Here is a 23,378-nt window from a genome sequence, read left to right on the forward strand (position 1 = left end):
AAGGCGAGGCGTGCCGAGGCTTAGGCGCGAAGGCGCAAGCGGCGGCGGCGTGAAGGAGGAGGGCGCTGGGAAGGTTTTGACGACACCGCCGGGCGCGGTGCCGGCGATGTCACGCGTGAGTCCGCGGAAGAGGCTTATCCGGCGAAGGTCGTCTCGGGGAGACCGCGCACGCCGGGAATACTGACCGCGAAGAGCGATCCGGACAGCGGGGCGCCGTTGAGCATGTCTTCGGTCAGCCGGACGCGCGCACTGGTGACATAGAGCACGTCCAGATTCTGGCCGCCGAAGCAGCAACTGGTGGGGCGTGGCACGGGCATGCGGATGCGCGTCATTTCCCGGCCTTCGGGATCGAAGCGCACGACGCACCAGTCGTCCCACATGGCGACCCACAGGCAGCCGTCCGCATCGACGGTCAGCCCGTCGGGCGAGCCCGCCGACGAGTCGAGCGTGATCAGCGACCGGCGATTGGCGATCGCGCCGTTGATCAGGTCGAAGTCATACTGGTAGATGGTCTTGCGGTGTGAATCCGTGAAATACATCCGCGTATTGTCCGGGCTCCAGCCCAGCCCGTTCGCTACCGTGAAACCCGTATCCATCTTCTTCCAGGACCCGTCTGCGTCGACCCGGAACAGATTGCCGCGGTTAGCCGCCGCGCCCATGTCCATCGTGCCAACCCACAGCCGGCCCATGCGGTCGCATTTACCGTCGTTGTAGCGATTGCCCGGCCGGTCGAACTCCGGATGGGAGAAGCGCGTCAGATTGCCGACTTCGTCGACGGTCATGAGGCCGCCTGGTGTCGCGATGAGCAAGCCGCCAGTTGCTTTCGGGACCACGAGACTCAGCATCGAGCCGAGTTTGGTTTCCGTGCTGGAACGGCTCGCGGCATCGAAACGGTGGATGGTCGGCGTGAGGATGTCGACCCAGTAGAGCGCGCCGTCGCGGGTCGACCACATCGGCGCCTCGCCCAGCAGCGACGGCACCTGGCTGACACAGTGGACGTCTGCGTTAGCCAGCGCGGGAGGCTGGCTCTTGGCGGCTAGCGACATCGATTGACCGCCCGAGTTGTGCGAGATCTTGCGCGCAGCGCCCATCACCGCAGCCGACAGGTTGTGCGCGCGCGCCGCGTCGAGCCGGCTGGCATTGCCGGAGATGGCCACCGCGCCGATCGGCCGGCCCTCGAAGTCGAACACCGGGGCCGCCAGCGCGACCGTGTCGCCCGAGCTTTCCTGATTGGCGAGTGCATAGCCGCGCGAGCGTGTCAGGTCGAGTTCGCTTCTGAGCGCGTCGATGGACGTGATCGTGCGCGGACCGAGCGGCTGCAGCGTGATGGTGTTCAGCAGGTCCTGCTGCTGGAGCGGGTCGAGATAGGCCGCGATGGCCTTGCCGACCGCGCTTGCATGTAGCGGCAGGCGCATGCCGACGCCGAGCGAAATTCGCCCGACCTGGCGCGCATCTTCGCTGGCGATGACCACCGCACTGTTGCCGTCCAGAATCGCCAGATGGACCGATTCGCCTACGAGATCGCGCAGCAGAACGAGTTCGTCTTGCGCGCCGACCCGCAGGTCGAAGTCGCTCCACACCTCGTGCGCGAGTTCGAGAAAGCGCAGCCCGAGGCGGAACGTCTTGCTGTACGCATCGTGGCGCAGCAGGCCTTCGCGCTGGAGCGTCGTCAGAATCCGGTGCAGCGTGCCCTTGGGCAGCCCGCAAGCCCTGAGCAGCTGTGTGAAAGTCATCGGCGCAGGCGCCTGCGAGACTATATTCAATAGATACATCGCCTTTTCGAGCACGCCGACGCCGGCTGGGCCTTTGTCTTCAGCGAGGGCGAGCGTCGCCGTCCCCTCACTCTCCAGTTCCGGGCTCAGCGGATTCGTGGAGGTGGTTTCTACTATTTTTCGTTTCAATTTGGTCAAGTCTTTCGCCCCTTGGCGGAGATGGCGGGCCAGTGTCCCTGTAGAACGTCTCTTGAGGGCATTGTACGCCCAAAAATAGTACGATCGCTTCGTTGTTCTATTAGATGGAACTTTAAAAAAAACCGTGCTAGGATGGCATCACGAGTTCCAATTATAGAAACAAGGAGACAAGTATGCTCACACGACGCAAATTCATTTCCGCCGTGGCCGCCTCATCCATTTTCGCGCCGGCGCTGCTCAAAGCTGCCACGAGCGATTTCACGTATGTGGGGTGGTCCCAGGACGAAGCAGCCAGCAAGGCCACATTGGGCATGATTTTCCAACAGTTTCAGCAAGGCGACCCTGGTGCGGCGGTCAACGTCGTGGGGTTCCCATACGCGCAGATGCAGCAGAATCTTTTTCTGCGACTGCGTGCCCACCAGCCAGTCGACGCGGCCCAACTCGCCCTGCAATGGCTGCCGCAATTCGGCGCGACCGGCAAGATGATCGACTTCAACGACATCTACGGCAAGGCGGCGCTCGAAAAGGTCATCGATCCGGCAATCCTGCGGCTTGGCCAATTCAAGGGCAAGCAACTGAGCATGCCGTGGACTGCGGGCTCGATCGGCATGGTCGCCAACGCGGCCGTCCTGAAGGAAGCCGGGGTTCGCGAGGCGCCCGTCACGATTGACGCATTCATCGAATCGCTCAAGGCGGTCAAGGCGAAATTCCCGGAAGCCGTGCCGTACGGCATGTCTACCAAAGACAATGCGTCAATGTCGGCGGACTTCCAGACGTGGCTGTGGACCTTCGGCGGTCACATTTTCAACGAGCAGGGACAGGTCGTGGTCAACAGCCCCGCTGGCGTGCGCGCGCTCGGGTTTATGAGCGACCTCGTGAAAGACCGTTTGGCCGCAAAAGACACGGACCGCTACGACGCCCGCCGCCTGTTCGCGCAGAACCGCTGCGCGTTCTATCAGGATGCACCGCTTGCGCGCGGTTTCGCCCGCGACAATTCTGGTAAAGGCACCGCCTTCGACGTGAACGTTGAATCTGTCGCGACACCGGTTGTAAAGAAAGGCGATGTTCCGCGCTCGTTTGCGTGGGGGCATCTGCTCGGCAGTTTCGCGCAAGACAAGCAAAGTTTCGATGTGAAGTCGGCGCCTGCCCGCTTCGTTTCGTATCTCAGCATGACTGACGAGCCGCAACTCGAGTATTTCCGGCAGATTGGTCTGTTCCCCGTCACCCGAAGCGCAATCGCCAAACTATCCGGCGACCCGTATGTTGCGAATTGGACCAGGAGCGCAAAAAGCGCCACACGTGACGAACTTGCGCTCTACCCGAATGTCGCGGACCTGACGGTGATCGTCGGCGAGCAGGTGCAAGCCGCCGTGCTGGGGCAAAAGACGGCTGCGGAAGCAATCGACACCATGAGTAAGCGGCTGAGTGCCGCCATCTAAGCGAGTGGCGACGCATGACCAGCCCGTCAGGCGTCGCCGCGAATGAACTCGTGCCCGCGCGTTAATCCTTTACACGAACCCGGTCCCTATGAACAAGGCTAGCCTACCCTTGACGCAGTCCGATCTACGGGCAGCAAAGCAGCGTGGATCACTGAAGTCGCACGAAAGAAGAATTGGATTTGCTTTCGCGCTGCCTTCGCTGATTGCATTCGTCGCCGTTATCCTGATTCCGTTTCTTCAATCGCTCAAACTCTCCTTCTATCGCTACACGATAGAAATGGATACGCCCCGCTTTGTCGGTCTGAGTAACTTCAGGAAGCTGCTGAGCAATCCCGACACGCTGTCGATCTGGTTAAACACACTGACGTTCGTGGTGCTGACCACCAGCATCACGCTCGTGCTCGGTCTCGCGTGGGCGGTGGTGCTCAATCAGTCGTTTAGGGGCAAGGCATTTCTGCGCGCGCTTTCGCTATTGCCCTGGGTTCTTCCATCGACCGTTACCGCGTTTCTTGCCGCGTGGATCTTCAATGGTCAGTACGGCATCCTCAACGCGATTCTGCTGCAGTTGGGCGTGATTACCGAACCTGTACCCTGGCTGGCCGAAGCGCACTCGGCTATGGCGGCCGTGGTCCTTACACGCGTCTGGGTTTCGGTGCCGCTTTTCATGGCGTTCTTCCTGGCAGGTCTGCAGGGCGTGTCGCAGGATCAGATGGACGCGGCGCGAGTCGACGGTTGCGAAAACATCGGCGTTTTCCGCTACGTCGTGTTACCCCATCTAGCTCCGACGATCATCATCGTGACCATACTCGGCGCAATGAGTAACCTGCAGGCGTTCGACGTGATCTATGCGCTCACTCAGGGCGGTCCGGTCAAGGCCACGACGATGCTGTCCATCGAAGTCTACAAGCAGGCGTTTCAGAACTGGGATGTCGGCAGCGCATGCACGATCGGCGTGCTGTGGTTCCTGACCATTGCGATCCCGTCGATCTTCTATCTGCGCATTCTGTTCAAGCGGGAGAACTAAGCATGTTGCTTCTCAATAACTGGCGAGCAAGAACCGGTTTCATGACGCTGTTGCTCGTGATTGGTGGCTTTCTGTTTTTGCCGATCGTCTGGATGCTGCTGACGTCGATCAAGCCGGAGGGCGAAGTGTTCGTGCGCATTCCGACTATATTGCCGCACGTACCGACGCTGGAAAACTATCGCGCGCTGTTCAGTCACAGCGAGACCGCGATGCAACTTCGCAACAGCCTGATCACGGCGGGCGGCGGCGCGCTTCTCACTGTAGCGCTGTCGACCTATGCGGCGTATAGCTTCGCCAAGTTCCGCTATTTCGGCCGCAAGCCGCTGATGTTCCTGATGCTCTCGGCGCAGATGTTCCCGTTTGCGATGCTGCTGATCAGCGTCTACCCGATGTTGCAGTGGGCCAACCTGCTCAATACGCGCGTTGGACTGATCGTCGCTTATATCATCCTCGCATTGCCGAGCGGCACCTACATGCTCTACAGCTACTTCATCAATATTCCTAATGAAATAATCGAGGCGGCTCGCGTCGATGGGGCGAGCGAGGCCTACATCCTGCATCGAATCGTGTTGCCGCTCGCTATCCCCGCAATGGTGACCGTCGGCCTGTATTCGTTCATGTGGGCCTGGAACGATCTGCTCTTTTCGCTCACGCTTATTACGTCCCCGGAGTTGCGCACGGTCGGGCCCGGCCTGCTGCTGAGCTATCTGGGCGAAGGCCGCGCGAACTGGGGCGGAGCGATGGCCGAGTCGATCGTCATCTCGCTGCCCGTCGTACTGGGGTTCGCCTTCCTGCAGCGCTACTTCATCAAGGGACTTACGGCTGGAGCGGTCAAATCATGAGACTTGAGAACAAGGTTGCGATCGTCACCGGCGCCGGTCAAGGTATCGGCCGCGCGATCCTCGAACGGTTCGTTGGCGAGGGGGCTCGGGTGATCGCCGTTGAACTGTCGGATGCGAGCGCCGGGCGCGCAATCGCCGGCCTGCCGCTTGAGCGCATCGAAATGTTGTGTCTCGACGCGCATAAACAATCCACCGTCGATGAAGCCATTCGCATCGCAGGAGCGCGTTTCGGCGGCCTCGATGTGCTCGTCAACAACGCCGTTCAGTACACTGCTGCGAGCCTCACGAACGAGACCGACGAAGGCTGGGCCCGCACGATCGATTCTGCACTGGGCGCAACGTTTCGTTTCTGCCGTGCCGCGATGCCGGAAATGATCGCACGTGGCGGAGGATCGATTGTCAACGTTGCGTCGATCAACCAGATCGTCGCGAATCCGGGTCTTGCCGCGTACACGGCCGCAAAGGGCGGCGTGCGGGCGCTGACGAAGCAAATCGCCGTCGAATTCGGCATGCAGCGCGTGCGCTGCAACTCGATCTCGCCGGCATTCATCGCGACGGAGCGCACGGTTGAGGGACTCACGCCGACGGATCTTGCGGCCGTCGCGCAGAGCTACCCGATGGGTCGCATCGGCGAGCCCGCCGACGTGGCCAATGCGGCGCTCTTCCTCGCCAGCGACGAGTCTTCCTTCATCACCGGCGTGGATCTACCAATCGACGGCGGCTTGACGTCGCTCGCAGCCAGCGCGCTGTTGTCGAACCATATTCGTACCTCGTGGGGACTTCCTGCCCTGCACATCGCGGAGAACAAGAAATGACGATAACGAACGCCCACAAACCGCTTGTCGGCGTGTTTCCGGTGTTGCCGACCCCGTTCGAGGAGAACGGCAATCCTGACGTAGCCAGCCTGCGCAATCTGGTGCGCTATCTGATCAAGGCTGGAGTCGACGGTATCACTTATCCGGGCGTCGCCAGTGAGTTCGGACAACTGAGCGTCGACGAACGGCTCACGCTGACTGACATCGTGCTCGACGAAATCGACGGGCGCGTACCGTTGATTGCCGGCGTTTCCAGTACAGATGCCGAGGTGACCATCCGGCTCGCGCAAGCGTTGTCCCTAGGCGGAGCGGCGGCACTGATGATCGCGGTCCCGCCGGACCGGTTGACCGCGCAGGCACAGATCGAGTTTTTCAGTCGCGTAGCAGCGGCCGTGCCGGATACACCTGTCATGCTGCAGAACGTACCGGCACCGGTCGGTGCAGGACTCGACCCCCGCGTCCTGCTCGAAATCCTCAATGCGGTGCCGGCCATCCGGTACATCAAGGAAGAAACCTTGCCGAGCGGGCAGCGGCTTTCGATTCTCAAGGACAGTGCCCCGACAACGATGCTGGGCGTGTTCGGTGGCGCGGGCGGCCGCTACATCACGGACGAACTGCGGCGCGGCGCGTGTGGCACGATGCCGGCGATCGAACTGGTAGAGATTCACGTTGCATTGTTCAAGGCGCATAGGGCAGGGCAAAGCGAACAGGTCAGGGCGCTGTTCACACGCATGCTGCCGATCCTGAACGTGCAGGCCGTGTTTCGCTGGTCGCTGACGAAGTACGTTCTGCATCGGCGCGGACTGATCAAATGCAGATTGCAGCGCGCATCGGGTCCTTTGCTCGACGCGGCCGATACCTCTGACGTCGACGATTTCCTGCGCGACATCGACGATCTCCTGCTTCCTCAACAAGTACTTTCCACCGTCGGAGGCGAGCGACATGGCACAGCTTGAATTGCGTCAGATCAGTAAATCGTTCGGCGACGCATCCGTCATTCAGGACGTCGACCTGCATGTTGCCGATGGCGAATTCTGCGTGTTCGTCGGACCGTCGGGGTGTGGAAAATCCACATTGCTCAGATTGATTGCGGGGCTCGAGGAAAGCACGTCCGGCACGATTTCAATCGGCGGTAACGATGTCACGGCGTTGCAGCCGGCGAGGCGCGGGATCGCAATGGTGTTTCAGTCGTATGCCCTCTATCCGCACATGAGCGTAGCGGAGAATATGGGCTTCGGCCTGAAGATGGCGAATCTGCCGAAGGGGCGTATCGAAGAAAAGGTTCAGGAAAGTGCGCGCATTCTGCAAATCGAGCATCTGTTGGCAAGAAGGCCAAAAGATCTCTCCGGCGGCCAACGTCAGCGCGTGGCGATTGGCCGGGCGATCGTGCGCGAGCCTTCGCTCTTTCTGTTCGACGAACCGCTCTCCAATCTTGACGCTGCGTTGCGCGTCGAAATGCGGCTCGAGCTTGCACGCATCAAGGAAGAACTTGGCACCACGTTTGTCTACGTGACGCATGACCAGGTGGAAGCGATGACCCTCGCGGACAAGATCGTCGTGCTGCGTGACGGAAAAATCGAACAGGTGGGGCGTCCGCTCGATCTGTACCATCGTCCGGCAAACCAGTTTGTCGCCGGGTTTATCGGCTCGCCGAAAATGAACTTCATTGAGGTGTCGGCAACGCCCGTGGATTCGACCTCGGTCAAAGTCGACCTGCCAGCCGGGCACGTGTGCATTCCGGTGACGAAGCGGGTGACCAGTCGGACCCTGACCCTGGGTGTGCGGCCTGAACATCTGCGTATTGTCGATAAGCGTGATGCAGCGCTGATCGGCGAAGTCAACCTCGCCGAACGGCTCGGCAGCGAAACGTTCGTCTACGTGAAGACGGTGATGGGATCGATTATGGTGAAAGTCGACGGCGCAGCGACATGCGCGAGAGGTGATCTCATCGGGCTCGCATTCGCCGATGAAGCACTGCATCTTTTCGCGGGCGATGGCTCGCGCATTTCCGCATCCTGATCAATCACGACTCGTTCGATATGACTATCTCACCCAGAATAGCGTCGGTCGACACCTTCATTGTTTCGATCCCCCGTGATGTGCCTTACCTGGGCGGCCTCGGCCAGGACGAACAGGTCAACAGCCGCGGCTACTTGATCCGCAAGGGCAATAGAACGATCTATCCGGCGACTGACATGTCGGTGCTCATCAAGCTGACCGCGGACGACGGCACGGTGGGCTGGGGCGAGACCTACGGGATTGTGGCGCCTGAGGCCGTGACAGCGATCATCGACGACGTGCTCGGGCCGGCTGTCATTGGACGCGATCCGCGCGACGCTGTTGTGATCCAGGAAGATCTGTACGACATGATGCGGGTGCGCGGCTTTTTTGGCGGCTTCTACGTCGATTCCATTGCTGGCGTGGACATCGCCATCTGGGATCTGTTCGGAAAGCTGGTCGGACAGCCGGTGGTCAAGCTGATTGGTGGGCAGCGTCAGACGTCGATTCCGGCCTATGTTTCGGGTCTTCCGGGCCGCTCGCTCGAGGAGCGTGTGGCGCTGGCGCGCTCGTTTGTTGCCAAAGGATTCATTGCGTTCAAGTATCACGCGGCGGTGTCCTTCGACGGAATCGTCGACGAAATGCGCGCACTCCGGGAAGGACTCGGGGAGAGCGTGCAACTCATGGTCGATTTGCACTGGAAATTCACGGCTCAGGAAGCGATCCAGCTCATCGACCAGCTTACGCCTTATCGTCCCTACTTCGTCGAAGCGCCGTGTCAGCCGGAGGATATCGAAGGCCAGGCGAGGGTCGGTACGCAGATCCGTGTGCCGCTCGCACTAGGCGAGGAGTGGCGCACGGTTTACGAATACCGCCCACGGCTAGAAAAACGCGCGATGTCGATTATTCAGCCTGAAATGGGGCATATCGGCATCAGCCAGTTCATGCAGATTGCGCGGATGGCCAATGCGTTCCATATGAAAGTGATTCCACACGCTAGCATCGGTATCGGTATTTTCCAGGCAGCGAGCCTGCATGCAACCGCCGCGCTGCCCAATGCACCGATGCATGAATACCAGCATTCGGTTTTCGATCGCAACCTGCAATACGTGAAAACGACCATGCGTTGCGTCGATGGAGCATTCCAGCTACCCGACGGCCCAGGTCTCGGTATCGAGCCGAGCGAGAAAGTGTGGCAGCACATTCGGAAGAAGCCCGCTGTGTAGAAGCAGAATTGGCGCAGTGCGAGCGAGTCGTTTCGCGCTGCGCCGGAAATACATCCAAATTTTTCTTTTATTATATTAATAAGGATCCCATATTATGAATCCGTCATTTGTCAGTCTCGACTGGGGAACGTCGAGTTTGCGCGCCACACTCGTGTCGACCGAGGGAGGAATCATTGAGGCGAGAAGTGCGGCGGGCGGCGTGATGTCCGTGAAGGAAAGGCAGTTCGAGGCGTCACTGAATGCGATCTGTAGCGACTGGATCGATCAGTTCGGTTGTCCAATCGTGGCGAGCGGCATGATCGGCAGCCGTCAAGGCTGGGTGGAGGCGCCTTACCTGGATTGTCCTGCGACGCCAGCCGCCGCGGCCCGTGCCTTTACGACGCTATCAATATCGAGCAAAGTCGACATGCACATCATTCCGGGACTGCGCTGCGGCTCGGGAGCGTCGATGTACGACGTAATGCGTGGAGAAGAGACGCAGATCTGGGGCGCCGATGTGGAAGCCGACAGCGTGTGCGTGCTGCCCGGCACGCACAGCAAATGGGCCTTCGTGGGCGAGCAATCGAGGATTACCCGGTTCGCCACCTATATGACGGGGGAGTTGTACGGCTTGCTCACCAAGCACGGTATTCTTGGCCGGCTGATGGAGTTTGGTGGCGGAGATAACGAAGCCTTTGCGCGCGGTGCAACGCTTGGTTTGAATCATCCGTCGCAAGCCACGCACGTGCTCTTTGCTGCGCGCACGGCGGGTCTGATGGGTGAAGAGCATCCGGCCGCATTGCCTGACTACCTGTCGGGTATCCTGATCGGCCTGGAAGTCGCGAGCGCCATCGCCGCGGAGAACGTGAATGACGAACGGCCCATCGTCCTGATCGGGGACGACGACTTGTGCTGTCGTTATGAAGTTGCTCTGCAGCTTGCCGGCTTGCAATCGGTGCGTGCGCGGGACGGCGCCACTGTTCAGGGCCACGTGCGGGTCGCGAGAGAGGCCGGCATCGTGGTGTGTGAGTCGGTCTGAGACCCAAACGACGACGCTAGCGAAGCAATACGGTGAGCGCGACAAGCTCGGATTGACGCGTAATGCCGAGCTTGGTGAAAGCGCGCTTTTTGTATGTCGTAACCGTCGTTGGTGAGAGTTCGAGGGTGGTGGCGACCGCGTTGACAGTCTCGCCACGCCCCAGCAGCATCGCGACCGATCTTTCCCGTCCAGAAAGCGCGTGGTGCCACTTGTGCAGAAATTCCGGCGGGGGTGCAGGCACGCTCAACAATCGAATATGCATCTCGGCGAGTGTGGCGAGGAACTCGCCAACGGAGGCAATCAGGATCTTGTCGTGGCTTTTGAACGGCCCGATCCGCGCGGTCCTATATAGGCTGAGGAATGAGATGGTGTCGTTACCGGGCATTGCGATCGAAAGCGTGTCAATGATCGCTGGTCGCGCGAAGAAGCGGTCGACGCATTCGACATGGGAGGCGGGGTCGACGACAACGGAACGGGCATCCGCACCGTTTCGCTGCCGTGCGCTTGAGGAAGCGAGTTCACGCACGAGAGGGGCGAGGCGGCCGTAGCCGGCGACGTATTCATCCAGCGGCGCGACGGGAAGATCCTGCGAGTGTCGGCTCGCGGTGCCGACCATGGATGCGCGCCCGCAGCATACGCGGACAACAGTGCAGTGGTCCACTGCGATAGCCGTATTCAGCGCCGCAAGCAAAGCGCTCGCGAATCGGCCTGAACCGGCTGTCCGAAGACTTTCGGCAAACAGTCCGGCACTAAGAAGATGGCGCGAGTCGTTCATCATGGCTTCGGGATATTCTTCAATGGATCAGCCGACGAGTTTCCTGTCGCGCATCCAGTCAAGCACGATTTCGGCGATTGAATCGCTGTTATTGTCGGCCATCAGTGCGTGGCTGTTGCCGATGATTCCGCGTGCCGGCAAATCAATCCATTGCGCGTCGACACCGGCAGCGGTCAGCGCTTCATACCAACGCCGTACCTTGGGCACAGAATTGACCCAGAAAGGGTGTTGGTCCAGATAGTCGCCCCAGAGGAACAGATGCGGTATGCCGCGCAAAACTCGCGGGTCACAATGTTCAGGGTTGGGTGCGCCGGACGGCTCGAGCGAGATGACGGCCTTGATACGACCGGGCGCGTGCAGCGGGGCGTTGAGTCCGAAATTGCCACCTTGACTGTGTGTCAGCACGATGCTGCTGTCTAGCCGGGCTATGAGCGCATCGTACGCATGTTGGGTGAGCTTGTCGTTGCCGCCCCAGCGCGGCACAAACTGGTTCATGAACGCTTCCATGCGAGCGACGGGGAAGCGAAGCCCCTCGTGAGAATGCCGCTGTTCAGGATCGACATTCCAGGAAGCGGGCGGACCGAAACGGAACGTCTCTTCCCACGCTTCACGTGCCGTGCGGAAATAGGGTGCGTCCGCGTAGGCGTCGGGATAAGGCGCCCACGACGCCCGGCCGCGCTCGACCGCGTCGGAGACGAACACATCGAAGCCTGCTCGAAGAAAGAACATTTGCCATCCGGGCCGACCATCTGGCGTCGTTTCCCAGTTCACGCCACTCATTCCTCCGCCATGCCATAGCAGCAGAGGATGCGCGCTGCGTGGATGTGCGAGCTTCACGTATTGAACGTACATCTGGCCGACGATCATCTCCCCATTGGGATCGATGGGATGAACTGCGCCTCCGGCCGTACTGACGCGGACTCGCGGAGCCATGCCGGTCAGTGAGATCATTCGGCCTCCGACGTGAAAGCTGCCAATGTCACGCACCTGGAGAGGCGTAGGGAGGCCCGAAGCCGAGTTGGTACTGCTTGGAAGCTCGCCTTGTGAACGCCGTTCGCAGTTATGGCTCCGCATTGTGGCCTCCTGATGGAAATGAAATGAAGAAGCGCTGCCGCCGGCCCGGTGATGGCGATCGCGGCGACCAGCGTGCCAGCGCGGATTTCTTCGAGTGCGGTCGCCGCAAGAATCATCACGAATGGGCGAAGAGCGAAAGTTGCTTCGTCTTGATCATGGATCTGACTTTCGACGCGAACGGGGCGTGCGGATCTTTGGTACAGGCTTCTGCTACGATTTCTCCCACCGGATGAGCCGTATCGATCACCACCCTGTCCGTTTCCTTGACGCCGAGCTTATCGACACCGGCAACCCAGTAAACCAGCGCCGGTTGATACGCCTCGTCGACTGCAACATAATCGGCGCAAGTCATTTTCGCCGGACTCACGTTCTTCTCCTGCGCGCTAGCTGTTTGAGCGGCGGCCAAACAGACCAAAACGGCCAGGACGGCGGCGGGTTTCATAAATTTTCCGGATTTCATACAACACTCCATGAGGCGAGAAAGTCTGAATTTCTCGCAAGGTGATGGCTCTAGAGCCGAACAGCCGGCAATGCACATTCAGCCGGTACACTGCGCATCGTAGAGACTCAGAATTAGCTACGAGTTAACTGGGGAAGATTGCTCTGGAACGAAACGTCCACTTGTGCCCCGGGCTTATCTGGCGTCAGTAGCGGGTGCCCTGGTCCAGCGTGTAACGTCACGACGCGTCATGTTGGCGATGACTCTGCTGGAAACGGTCTGAATCGGCACGTTCGTATAGCGCCGTACCTCCGAAGCAACGTCTTCGTTCCGCCAGTTCAACCAGCTCGAATTCCGCTCGCCGAGAATGATCAGGTCGGCAGCCGACGTGTCGGCGACAGAGGCGATCGCCCGGCCGACCGAGACGCCCGACATCGGCAACGTGATCATGCGGGTTTCGGCGAGAGACGAATGGTTGTCCAGCACCTCCGCCATTCGCGTGACGATTTCGCGTCCATGGGCTTCCATCGCATCGAAGATCAGTCCGAAGTCGTAGTCGATCGGCCCCGTCAAGTATGGCGTAGGATCGACCGCGTGCAGCGCAAGAATTTGTGCATCGTACTTTCGCGCAGTTTCGATAGCCGATGCCAATACTGTATCGATCGAGCTTGCACTAACCGCAACTAGAATCTTTGTGAACATTCTGGGTGCCTCTATGAAGTGGGACAGTGGAACACTTCGGCTGGCTTGTGCCGTTCGTGTTCCATGGCCGTATCTTGTCGAGGCAGAATGAGAGGAAAATTAGCGCGTCCATGCAGACATGGCGCGGCGAGGCAAGGGCCCGCTTTCACGCCCTTGCGGACCGTCGACCCAGCAGGTGGTCGACTCTACCGCCCCGCGACTGCTGCGTTATCCTCAGCGATTGGCGCGGCCACGGACGCCGTCTCCGCTTCCACATGCGACAGCTTCATCATGCGCGGCTGGAGCAGCAGCGCGACGAGTCCGCTCCAGCCGGTCTGATGTGATGCGCCAACGCCGCGGCCATCGTCGCCGTGAAAGTACTCATGAAAGAGCATGAGATCCTGTGAGCGCGGGTCTGCTTGCAGCGTGGGATAGGCTGCCATCACGGGCCGCACGCCTTTTGCGTCTTTGAGAAAGAGCGAAGTGATGCGGTGCGCAAGCCTATCGGCAATCTCGCTCAGCGACAAATGGTTGCCCGAACCCGTTGGATACTCGATGCGAAACTCGTCGCCGTAGTAACGATGAAACTCATACAGCGATTCGATCAGCAGGTAATTGACCGGCATCCAGACCGGGCCACGCCAGTTCGAATTGCCGCCGAACACACGTGTATCCGATTCGCCAGGCAAGTACTTGATACAGAAGCTTGCGCCGCCATGATCGAAAACGTAGGGCGCGTCACGATGCACGCGGGACAGTGCCCGCACGCCGTACTCAGACAGAAATTCATCTTCGTCGAGCGCACGCCGCAACAGCGCGGTCATCCGGTAGCCGCGCAACAGCGAGAGCAGGGTGGTGTTGCCCTTGCCGGGCTCGGTCCAGCGCGACACCAGCTTGGCCAGATTTGGCCGGTGATCGAGAAACCACGCCAGCCGTTCGCGCAATCCGGGTAGATGACCGTACACGCGGTCCTCGAGCACGTGTACGGCGAACAGCGGAATCAGTCCGACGATCGAACGTATGCGCATCGGCACGTGGCTACCATCCGGAAGGTGCAGCAAGTCGTAGAAGAACTCGTCGTGTTCGTCCCATAACCCTGTACCGCAGCTATCGCCGCAACTGATCGCCTCTGCGATATAGAGAAAATGCTCAAAGAACTTGACGGCGATTTCCACGTACGCGTCATTTCTCATCGCCAGTTCGAGACCGATCTGCATCAGATCGAGTGCGTACGAGGCCATCCACGCAGTGCCATCGGCCTGATCGATACGGCCGCCAGTGGGTAGCGGTGAAGACCGGTCGAAGATGCCGACGTTGTCGAGCCCAAGAAAGCCGCCCTGAAAAATGTTGCGGTCATCGGCATCCTTGCGGTTGACCCACCACGAGAAATTGAGCAGCAGCTTGTGAAACATCATCTCCAGAAACTCGGGATCCCCAACGCCTGTCACCTCGCGGTCGAGTTCGTACACACGCCATGTGGCCCAGGCGTGAACCGGTGGATTCGCATCGCTGAAGGCCCACTCGTAGGCGGGTAATTGCCCGTTGGGATGCATGTAGCGATCCTTAACGAGTAGCAGCAATTGTTTCTTCGCGAAGTCGGGGTCGATTGCCGCGAACGCGACTGCATGAAAAGCGAGGTCCCATGACGCGTACCAGGGGTACTCCCACTTGTCCGGCATCGACACGATGTCGCCGTTGCACATGTGCCGCCAGTCCGCGTTGCGGCCGTGCCTGCGTGCCTTCGGCGGATTCGGTTGACCGGGGTCGCCGTCATGCCAGCGCGTCACGTCGAACTGGTAATACTGCTTCGACCACAGCATTCCGGCGAGCGCCTGACGCTGTACGAGACGCGCATCCGCATCGTCGATGTCGTGTTGGAGTACTGAATAGAACTCGTCAGCCTCCGCTTGACGGCGCGCGAACAGTTCTTCCACATCAACCGGCACGGCATCCGGAGCCGTTGCGGGACGCCAGCGCAGATAGAGCACCGAGCTCTCATGGGGAGCGAACTGCAAATGCACATGCGCAGCGGCACGGGTGCCCTTGTCGCGGCGGATTGCCTGCTCGTCACCATCAATGAGGTAATCGTTGAAGCCGTCCTTGAAAGGTCCCGTTCCTTCGAGGCCGAAAATGCGGGGCCCATTCGTTTCGTTTTCGCAGAAAAGCCATTCAATCGGCCGTTGCGCCGACGCCGTCACAATCATTGTTTCGAGCGCGGGATTGCGAGCGACGATGCGGGCGCCTTCCTTGGTACTGGGCTCCAGCGTCAGCGACGGTTTGCCCGGCTTGCCCGACCACGCCCATCTGTTGCGCGCCCAGAATTGCGGCAAGACATGAAGTGCGGCTGGCTGATCTGCGCGGTTTTCGACGGTAACGCGCATCACGATATCGTCGGGCGTGTGCTTCGCATACTCGACAACGATATCGAAATAGCGGTTGTTGTCGAACACGCCGGTATCGAGGATTTCATATTCCGGCTGATCAGCGCCGCGCCGCCCGTTTTCCTCGATCAGCTTCTGGTAGGGGTACGCGTCATGAGGATACTTGTACAGCATCTTCATGTACGAATGAGTCGGCGTGCCGTCGAGATAGAAGTACAGCTCCTTTACGTCCTCGCCGTGATTGCCTTGCTCATTCGTCAGTCCAAAGAGCCGCTCCTTGATGACCGGATCATGCCCGTTCCAGAGCGCGAGCGACACGCACCAGTCGAGCGGGTCGTTGCCGAATCCGGCGATCCCGTCTTCACCCCAACGGTACATGCGGCTGCGCGCGTGATCGTGCGGGAAGTAGTCCCACGCCGTGCCGTATTCGCTGTAGTCCTCACGGACGGTACCCCATTGACGCTCGCTCAGATAGGGCCCCCAGCGGCGCCATCGGTCGAGTTGTGGACCGTGAAGGCGGGCTCCTTCCTTCGATTGGAGCAGATTGATTGCGCGTTGCGGCCGCATGGAACCTCCCGACCCGAAATCGACTGTCCAGCATGGTCAATGGCTGAGATAGCACTCGTGGCTCGTCGAAGCCGGGCGCGTCGGCAATACCTGCTTCGCGCTGCGCAGCAATGGGGCCTGGACGAACATCCGGATAACCATTATAGGCGCCGCAGCAGCGACCTCACTCACCCCGAAACAACTGCCGCGCCAGCGAGCACATCAACGTCGTAGCCGGCGACTCGTCCTGCAGCCGCCTGCTCATGATGATCGGCGACACCACATGGGCCGCCGGAATCGGTCGGTACACCACCCCATGCGCCCGCAAACCCTCCACGCTCTCCGGCACAAGACATACCCCGACCTGCGCCGCGACCAGCCCCAACGCGGTCTGCAATTCCCGCACTTCATGAATCGCCTTCGGCTCGAGTGCGTGGTCATGCATCGCTGAGAGTTGCTGGTCTGCGTAACTCGGCCGCGGCGTGCTCGGGTAAACGATCAAGGTTTCCTGCGCGAGCGCGGCAAGCGTCAGCGGCTTTTTTTGCCGCGCGAGCGGATGATCTTGCGGCAGTGCGGCAATCATCCGTTCTTCGACGAGGACTTCGCGTGCCAGTTGCGCGTCATCAAAACGCAGGCGCCCGAAGCCCACGTCAATGCGGCCGCCTTTGAGCGCCGCCAGTTGTTCGATGGTGAACATTTCGATGAGCGACAGTTCGATCTGCGGCGCCGCTTCGCGGAACGCGCGTATCACGGCGGGCAACGCGCCATACAGCGTCGACGGCACAAAGCCGATCACAATCCGCTCGGCCAGTTGCGCGAGGCGCCGTGTGAGCGGTGCGAGTTCGTCGGCTTCGCCGATCAGGCGCTTGGCCTGCGTATAGAAGATGCGGCCCGCTTCAGTCAGCCGTAACGGCCGCGAGCCGCGCTGGAACAGGGCGAGACCCACGCTTTCCTCGATCTGCTGGATCTGCCGGCTGAGCGGCGGCTGGGTCATGTGCAGGCGATCGGCGGCGCGCGTGATGTTCATTTCTTCCGCAACGGCAATGAAGTAGCGGAGTTGGCGAAGTTCCATGCATACCTCTAAGGTATGAAAGTAGTCTGAATGGGTGTTGGACTGCGTCGCGGCTTTGTTCCTAATATGGAGGCCTCAGCAAAGCAGTTCAGGAGCGCAACGAATGATAGCAACACCCGTGAAGATCGAGCGCGTGGAGACGATTCTCGTCGACGTACCGACGATTCGCCCGCATCGCCTCTCGGTCGCCACCATGAACTGCCAGACGCTCGTGCTGGTGCGCATCCGCTGCGGCGACGGCGTGGTTGGCGTGGGCGAGGGCACCACCATTGGCGGTCTGGCGTACGGCGAGGAAAGCCCGGAAAGTATCAAGGTCAACATCGATACCTACTTCGCTCCATTGCTTGCGGGTATGGATGCGACCCGTCCGGGCGCCGCCATGGCGAAGCTGCGGGCGCTGTTTCAGGGCAACCGTTTCGCCAAATCCGCTGTTGAAACCGCCTTGTTCGACGCCCAGGCGCAACGGCTCGGCGTACCGTTATCCGAGCTGTTCGGCGGACGTGTACGTGATGCCGTGGACGTTGCGTGGACGCTCGCGAGCGGCGACACGCAGCGCGATATCGATGAAGCTGAGCGCGTATTTGAAGCGAAGCGTCATCGCGTGTTCAAGCTGAAGATCGGCTCGCGTGCCGTAGCCGATGATGTCGCGCACGTCGTTGCCATACAGAGGGCGCTCGAAGGACGCGGCGAAGTGCGTGTCGATGTGAATCAGGCGTGGAGCGAATCGGAAGCGATCTGGGCCGCCCGGCGATTTGCTGACGCAGGCATTGCGCTGATCGAGCAACCGATTGCAGCGGAGAATCGGGCAGGCTTGAAACGCCTGACGGACCTGGCTCTGGTCCCGATCATGGCTGACGAAGCACTGCACGGACCGGCCGATGCCTTTGCCGTCGCCAGCGAGCGTGCGGCCGACGTGTTCGCGGTGAAGATCGCCCAGTCGGGTGGTCTTTCCGGAGCCGCGCAGGTGGCGGCGATCGCCGCGGCGGCGAACATCGACCTGTACGGCGGCACGATGCTCGAAGGCGCCGTGGGCACGATCGCTTCGGCGCAACTCTTCAGCACGTTCGATGAGTTGAAGTGGGGCACGGAGCTGTTCGGACCGTTGTTGCTCACCGAAGAGATTCTCACCGAACCGCTGCGCTACGAGAATTTTTCGTTGCAACTTCCACAAGGTCCGGGTCTGGGCATCACGCTGGACTGGAACAAGATCGAGCGTCTGCGGAGAGATTCGCACAAAGGCGCAAGCATTGCCGTGAGCTAACGGTTCACCCATTAGTTATCCACAATATTGCATGAAGGAGATACCCCATGAACAAGCAAGCCATCGACACGCTGTTGCAGAAAATCAACGACAGTGCCATCAGTGAAGGCAATCCGCGCACCAAGGAGATCGTCAACCGAATCGTGCGCGATCTGTTCTACACGATCGAAGACCTGGACGTGCAGCCTGACGAATTCTGGACCGCGCTGAACTATCTCGGCGACGCCGGCAAGAGCGGCGAATTGGGCCTGCTGGCCGCAGGCCTCGCCTTCGAGCATTTCCTCGATCTGCGTCTCGACGAGGCGGAGGCGAAAGCCGGTATCGAAGGCGGTACGCCGCGCACGATCGAAGGGCCGCTGTATGTGGCCGGCGCGCCGGAATCCGCCGGCCACGCTCGACTCGACGACGGCACCGATCCCGGCCAGACGCTGGTGATGCGCGGGCGGGTGCTCGGCGAAGACGGCAAGCCGCTGGCGAATGCGCTGGTCGAAGTGTGGCACGCGAACCATCTCGGCAACTATTCGTACTTCGATAAATCGCAGCCGGCCTTCAATCTGCGCCGCTCGATTCGCACAGATGCCAGCGGCAATTACAGTTTCCGCAGCGTGGTGCCGGTCGGCTACAGCGTACCGCCGCAAGGTCAGACACAACTGCTGCTCGATCAGCTTGGCCGTCATGGACATCGTCCGGCGCATATCCACTTCTTCATCTCAGCGCCGGGTTTTCGCAAGCTGACCACGCAGATCAATATCGACGGTGACCCGTATCTGTGGGACGACTTCGCGTTCGCCACGCGTGATGGCCTCGTGCCGGCCGTCAAGCAGGCCGAGGGTGCAGAGGGCAAGCCCTATGGCGTGGAAGGCAATTTCGCGCTGATCGATTTCGACTTCACGCTGTTCAAGGAGCGCGACAACTTGCCGGGCGCCGAAGTCGAACGGTTGCGCGCCGAGGCTTAAGGCGCCCACTCATACCGTTGGTTGTTATCGGCCTCGCTGCGCGCTTTGCCGCGCAGCCGGGGCTTTAAGCTTAACAAGGAGCAAACGATGCTGTTTCACGTAGAGATGACCGTCAATCTGCCGCTGGACATGGACGCTGAGCGCGCCGCGCGGCTGAAGGCGGATGAGAAAGCGATGTCGCAGAAACTGCAGGAAGAAGGGGTATGGCGGCATCTGTGGCGTATCGCGGGCCACTACGCGAATATCAGCATATTCGACGTCGAAAGCCCGTCGCACTTGCACGACGTGCTGAGCCAGTTGCCGCTGTTCCCGTATATGCAACTCGAAGTGCGGGCGCTATGCCGCCATGCATCGTCGGTTCGGGACGGGGATCGTTGAGGGTTCAGACTCAACAAGCGGATCGTCACTATCGCAGCCAGAGGTCGGCAAACGGCACATGCCCGAACGACAGATCCTTCACCCCGCCCACGTGCGCTTCGACACGAACGTGGCGAATCTCATGCGAGATCGGGATCATCCAGCCTTCCTCGACCAACTGCTTACCGAGCTCCGCATATTCTTTCATGCGTGTCTGGGCGTCGGCGGTTGCGCGGATCGCCTGCAGCTTCGCGTCGATGCGCAGGAGGCGATTTGCAGGCATCCATCGACGGATCATGGTATCCGACGCAAAAAATGCATAGCAGCCCATATCTTCGTCCGGATCCATGGCGCCAGCACCCACAACGAGGTCGGCCGAGTCTGGCCAGTCGAAGCGAAGATATTCTTCGTACGGCATGACCTCGAGCGTGACCTGAATCTGCGCCGCCTCGAGCCTGTGTTTGACCAAATGGGCGATCGCCGTATGCTCGGGGCTCAATATCGCCACCATCGTCAACGTCGTTCCCTTCGGAATAGGTGGCCGACGAACGCGGGGAGCGGCAACACGATGCTCCCACGTTGACAATAACCCCGATGCAGGCCGCCGCGACGCATCACCCTTCGTGATTAACACGGTTGGCGCAAGCCAGTCCGCTAACGCCAATCGTTGCGAAGCCTTCGCGAACAAAGGACGGTTAGTGTTGCATATGATATGCGTGCAACCCGCCAGAATCTGCGCAATCGTGTTCTGTGTCGCAGAGGGTTCGCAGCAGTAGCCGAAGTGCAGGTCGAATTCCGACGTTTCCTCGGCTGCGGCGATGACCCATAGGTCGATTTCGTCGAGCAGGGCGCGTTCGCGGTAGTAGTCCTCGAATGCCGACAGGGTCAGCCGGTATTCGCTACGACGCGTCAGTTTGAAGGGGCCGCTCCCGACCGGCATGAGCGAAAAATCGCTGCTCCGGTTTCTCGGGATGATCGACGCCTCCACGGCTGCGAGGTAATTCGGCCACAGATAGTCCGTGGTCTTCAGGCGACATGTCACTCTTCGGCAGCCACCCACCTCAACCGATTCCAGATGCGTATACAGGTATTGATTGGGACTGGGCTTGTCGCGCAACCGCAGTATTGTCTGCTGCACGTCTTGCGGTTCCAGCTCACTGCCATCGTGGAAAGTAAGACCCGGTCGCAGCCAGAAGTGCCAGACTTTCCCGTCGTCCTCGGATTCCCAATAGTGAGCCAGGGCAGGGACCAACTGCCGGGTGGTCCGGTCGAACTCCACCAGCCGCGCGAAGATCTGGCTAACCAGATGCGCTTCCAGAGCAAAGAGAATCTCGAGCGGGTCAAGGCCCATCACAGCACGCTTTAGCGGTATCCGAAGCCGGTCGCGCGATCCGTCGGCCTGTGGCACCTGCACGAAGTCCGGAAGCCGGGCCGCCAGCAGTTTGCGTTGGTCGCCGTCAAGGCTGGCAAATGCCTGCTCCAGTTCACCCTCGGCGAGCAGCCCCGATAGACGATCCAGCGACACCTGCTGTGGCGTGGCGAGCAGCGTCAGGCGCGAGAAGTGGCCGCGACCGCGCGTCGCCTCCCAGCGTAGCCAACCCTTCTCCTCCATCTTGCGCAGCAAGAGCCGCGCGTTACGCTCGCTGCAGTTCAGCGCCTCTGCCAGGACGAGCAAGCCGGGTTGCGCGTTCTGTTTTTCCAGCAAAGCGTGAATCTTGTGGAACTGGTCGATGAGGCGCATAAAAGAGGAAATTAATTTTTGGAGTTCATCCGTTTTTATTTTCCCCTTTGTCTTGCATGATGTCCACATCGATCAACCCCTCGTTCTGACGCAACGCCTTCGCTAGCGGTTTCTGGCTTGGCGCGGGATTGGTTCGCCCATCGCGGCAAGCGTCTGCAGACGAGTATTTTTCTCGCTATAAAAAAAGGAAACGGTCATGGATCGGCAGGACCTGTGCATTGACGTGAAAACTGGGCCTACCCGGAGCGCGAACGGGTTGGCGAGTCATGAGATCCGCAGCGTGAGCGTCCTGCGAATAGGGGAGTGGCTGGTTGACGGGTTGACCATGGCTCGCGCGCGACCGTTGATCTGGCTCGCCGCGATTCTGGGCAGTGCAGATCTCGCGACGGCGCTTGAGCTGGTCGCACCTTACCGGCTGTTCGCAACACTGCTTCTGGCCGTGGTTGCGGGCGCCACGATACTGACGCCGGCAGGCAGGCGCAACCCGTTTCAGTGGAGCGCTGGCGAGACACGTCGCGCCCTCGGCCGTCATTGCAAGGCGCTAGTGATCGTCGTGCTTGGGTGCGCGGCGATGATTGGAACGGGGCAGTTGTTATCCTTCGCACTGCTGCACGTCAAACTGGCGACGTCGATGCTGCCGAGCGGCGCCCACAGTTTCTCGCTCATCTTCGGCGAACCCAATGACCGGGTCAGTGCCTTTGAGCCCGTTTTGCACGCAATCGTCTTTGCAATCGCCATTGCTGCGGTCTGGTTTGCGCCGGCGCTCATCGTTCTGCAGAAGTTTTCACCGGTTGATGCGATGACCACGAGCCTGCGCGCCGTGTTCCATAACGGCCCGGTTGCCCTTATTTATGCAGTCGTATTGGCGGCCGACGCGATGCTCGCGCAGGTCGTGCCGATGCTCGTGCGCGGTCTGGTTTTGACGCCGCTGATCAGCGCGCTGATCCTGCTCTCCTTGCACGGCAGTTATCGCGACATCTTGTCGATCGACACGGCGAAAGACGACTAGATAGGGGGCACTCCTGCGTGTGCTGGTCTCGGGCCAGCACGCGCGCAATCCCAACCTACAGTATCCTTAACCCTCTTCGAGACCCTCCTGCCTATTGCCTAAATGCCTGCCACAATGCCTTCCTTCCCTTTCGACGCCGTACTTTTTGACTGCGACGGCGTGCTCGTCGATTCCGAACTGATTACTAACCGCGTGCTCGCGCAGATGCTGGGTGAGCTAGGCTGGTCGATTAGCGTGGAAGACACGATGCGTTTGTTCATTGGCAAGCTGGTGCGCGATGAAGCCCCACGCATCGAGGCAAACACGGGCGTGGCCATCACGGAAGAATGGCTGACAGGGTTCAGGGAGCGCCGGAATGAGGCGCTCGAGCGCGAGCTCGTCGAGATCAGCGGTGCACCCGCGGCCGTTCGGGCGCTCCACGAAGCGCTCGATGGCCGCATTGCGGTGGCGTCGGGTGCCGACCGGCACAAGGTCGAGATGCAATTGAAGAAGACCGGCATGCTCGAATACTTCGAAGGCCGTGTTTTCAGCGGACACGAAATGCCGCGCAGCAAGCCGTTTCCCGATGTGTACCTGGCTGCAGCAAAAGGATTGGGCGTGGACCCGCGGCGTTGCGCGGTCGTGGAAGACACGATAACCGGTGCGACCGCCGGTGTGGCTGCTGGGGCGACGGTGTTCGGCTACGCTCCCGCCAGCCTGAGCCACAGCACCCCCGACGGGTTGCGCGAAGCCGGCGTCGCGCTGGTGTTCGAAGACATGGAACAGTTGCCGGCCTTGCTCGCGCAATGGCGCGGCGTATAGCGCCGGGGCGGAG

At 60.4% G+C, this 23,378-nt stretch carries 21 protein-coding genes; 13 read left to right on the forward strand and 8 right to left on the reverse strand.

Translation table 11 applies throughout. The annotated features are described in order from the left end of the window. Window positions 1–134: 134 nt before the first annotated feature. Window positions 135–1,901, reverse strand: coding sequence for an SMP-30/gluconolactonase/LRE family protein (locus P3T40_RS29145; protein ID WP_429271170.1), 1,767 nt, complete (start codon window positions 1,899–1,901; stop codon window positions 135–137). A 182-nt stretch (window positions 1,902–2,083) separates the two neighbouring features. Between P3T40_RS29145 and P3T40_RS29150 the strand changes: the two genes are divergently transcribed. The 8 genes from P3T40_RS29150 (at window position 2,084) to P3T40_RS29185 (ending at window position 10,272) form a co-directional block, all read left to right on the forward strand. Beyond that, window positions 2,084–3,349 carry an ABC transporter substrate-binding protein gene (locus P3T40_RS29150; RefSeq protein WP_429271171.1) on the forward strand — a complete coding sequence of 422 codons (1,266 nt, stop codon included), beginning with the start codon at window positions 2,084–2,086 and terminating at the stop codon, window positions 3,347–3,349. Window positions 3,350–3,437: 88 nt separating this feature from the next. Next, window positions 3,438–4,373 (forward strand): carbohydrate ABC transporter permease, encoded by a 936-nt coding sequence (locus P3T40_RS29155; protein ID WP_429271172.1) that lies wholly within the window; start codon window positions 3,438–3,440, stop codon window positions 4,371–4,373. Window positions 4,374–4,375: 2 nt separating this feature from the next. Then, on the forward strand, window positions 4,376–5,215 hold the full coding sequence (locus P3T40_RS29160; protein ID WP_429271173.1) for a carbohydrate ABC transporter permease: 840 nt from the start codon (window positions 4,376–4,378) through the stop codon (window positions 5,213–5,215). Then, a complete protein-coding gene (locus tag P3T40_RS29165; RefSeq protein ID WP_429271174.1) occupies window positions 5,212–6,030 on the forward strand; it encodes an SDR family NAD(P)-dependent oxidoreductase in 819 nt (272 codons plus the stop codon). Before P3T40_RS29160 ends, P3T40_RS29165 begins: the two co-directional genes overlap by 4 nt. Further along, window positions 6,027–6,986 carry a dihydrodipicolinate synthase family protein gene (locus P3T40_RS29170; RefSeq protein WP_429271175.1) on the forward strand — a complete coding sequence of 320 codons (960 nt, stop codon included), beginning with the start codon at window positions 6,027–6,029 and terminating at the stop codon, window positions 6,984–6,986. Before P3T40_RS29165 ends, P3T40_RS29170 begins: the two co-directional genes overlap by 4 nt. Then, a complete protein-coding gene (locus P3T40_RS29175; RefSeq protein WP_429271176.1) occupies window positions 6,973–8,049 on the forward strand; it encodes an ABC transporter ATP-binding protein in 1,077 nt (358 codons plus the stop codon). The genes P3T40_RS29170 and P3T40_RS29175 overlap by 14 nt, the downstream gene beginning before the upstream one ends. A 20-nt stretch (window positions 8,050–8,069) precedes the next feature. Continuing rightward, window positions 8,070–9,254 (forward strand): mandelate racemase/muconate lactonizing enzyme family protein, encoded by a 1,185-nt coding sequence (locus tag P3T40_RS29180; protein WP_429271177.1) that lies wholly within the window; start codon window positions 8,070–8,072, stop codon window positions 9,252–9,254. Between the two features lie 94 nt (window positions 9,255–9,348). Further along, complete coding sequence (locus P3T40_RS29185) at window positions 9,349–10,272, forward strand: 2-dehydro-3-deoxygalactonokinase (protein ID WP_429271178.1); 924 nt, start codon at window positions 9,349–9,351, stop codon at window positions 10,270–10,272. A 16-nt stretch (window positions 10,273–10,288) separates the two neighbouring features. On the opposite strand, the gene P3T40_RS29190 is transcribed toward P3T40_RS29185, so the two are convergent. The 6 genes from P3T40_RS29190 to P3T40_RS29215 all read right to left on the reverse strand — a co-directional run bounded on the left by P3T40_RS29190 (window position 10,289) and on the right by P3T40_RS29215 (window position 17,240). Then, entirely contained in the window at window positions 10,289–10,888 is a 600-nt protein-coding gene (locus P3T40_RS29190; protein ID WP_429271179.1) for a helix-turn-helix transcriptional regulator, read from the reverse strand. 186 nt (window positions 10,889–11,074) lie between these two features. Then, complete coding sequence (locus tag P3T40_RS29195) at window positions 11,075–11,998, reverse strand: esterase (RefSeq protein WP_429271180.1); 924 nt, start codon at window positions 11,996–11,998, stop codon at window positions 11,075–11,077. A gap of 238 nt (window positions 11,999–12,236) precedes the next feature. Further along, entirely contained in the window at window positions 12,237–12,581 is a 345-nt protein-coding gene (locus tag P3T40_RS29200; protein ID WP_429271181.1) for an HdeA/HdeB family chaperone, read from the reverse strand. A gap of 174 nt (window positions 12,582–12,755) precedes the next feature. After that, window positions 12,756–13,262: a universal stress protein gene (locus P3T40_RS29205; RefSeq protein ID WP_429271182.1), complete on the reverse strand. Its 507-nt coding sequence runs from the start codon at window positions 13,260–13,262 to the stop codon at window positions 12,756–12,758. 185 nt (window positions 13,263–13,447) lie between these two features. Beyond that, a complete protein-coding gene (locus P3T40_RS29210) occupies window positions 13,448–16,189 on the reverse strand; it encodes an MGH1-like glycoside hydrolase domain-containing protein (protein WP_429271183.1) in 2,742 nt (913 codons plus the stop codon). Window positions 16,190–16,352: 163 nt separating this feature from the next. Beyond that, complete coding sequence (locus P3T40_RS29215; protein WP_429271184.1) at window positions 16,353–17,240, reverse strand: LysR family transcriptional regulator; 888 nt, start codon at window positions 17,238–17,240, stop codon at window positions 16,353–16,355. Window positions 17,241–17,343: 103 nt separating this feature from the next. Between P3T40_RS29215 and P3T40_RS29220 the strand changes: the two genes are divergently transcribed. The 3 genes from P3T40_RS29220 (at window position 17,344) to catC (ending at window position 19,835) form a co-directional block, all read left to right on the forward strand. After that, window positions 17,344–18,501 (forward strand): muconate/chloromuconate family cycloisomerase, encoded by a 1,158-nt coding sequence (locus tag P3T40_RS29220; protein ID WP_429271185.1) that lies wholly within the window; start codon window positions 17,344–17,346, stop codon window positions 18,499–18,501. 47 nt (window positions 18,502–18,548) lie between these two features. Then, on the forward strand, window positions 18,549–19,457 hold the full coding sequence (gene catA / locus P3T40_RS29225; RefSeq protein WP_429271186.1) for a catechol 1,2-dioxygenase: 909 nt from the start codon (window positions 18,549–18,551) through the stop codon (window positions 19,455–19,457). 87 nt (window positions 19,458–19,544) lie between these two features. Beyond that, window positions 19,545–19,835 (forward strand): muconolactone Delta-isomerase, encoded by a 291-nt coding sequence (gene catC / locus P3T40_RS29230; RefSeq protein ID WP_429271187.1) that lies wholly within the window; start codon window positions 19,545–19,547, stop codon window positions 19,833–19,835. A 28-nt stretch (window positions 19,836–19,863) separates the two neighbouring features. Here catC and P3T40_RS29235 read toward each other — a convergent pair whose 3' ends face one another. Further along, window positions 19,864–21,624 carry an ABC transporter substrate-binding protein gene (locus tag P3T40_RS29235; protein ID WP_429271188.1) on the reverse strand — a complete coding sequence of 587 codons (1,761 nt, stop codon included), beginning with the start codon at window positions 21,622–21,624 and terminating at the stop codon, window positions 19,864–19,866. Between the two features lie 127 nt (window positions 21,625–21,751). Here P3T40_RS29235 and P3T40_RS29240 point away from each other — a divergent pair, with 127 nt between their 5' ends. After that, window positions 21,752–22,564, forward strand: a complete 813-nt coding sequence (locus P3T40_RS29240; protein ID WP_429271189.1) for a hypothetical protein — start codon at window positions 21,752–21,754, stop codon at window positions 22,562–22,564. 114 nt (window positions 22,565–22,678) lie between these two features. Next, window positions 22,679–23,365, forward strand: coding sequence for an HAD family hydrolase (locus P3T40_RS29245; protein ID WP_429271190.1), 687 nt, complete (start codon window positions 22,679–22,681; stop codon window positions 23,363–23,365). Window positions 23,366–23,378 lie beyond the last annotated feature (13 nt).

This window comes from Paraburkholderia sp. EB58 (assembly GCF_050436665.1).
GTDB lineage: Bacteria > Pseudomonadota > Gammaproteobacteria > Burkholderiales > Burkholderiaceae > Paraburkholderia.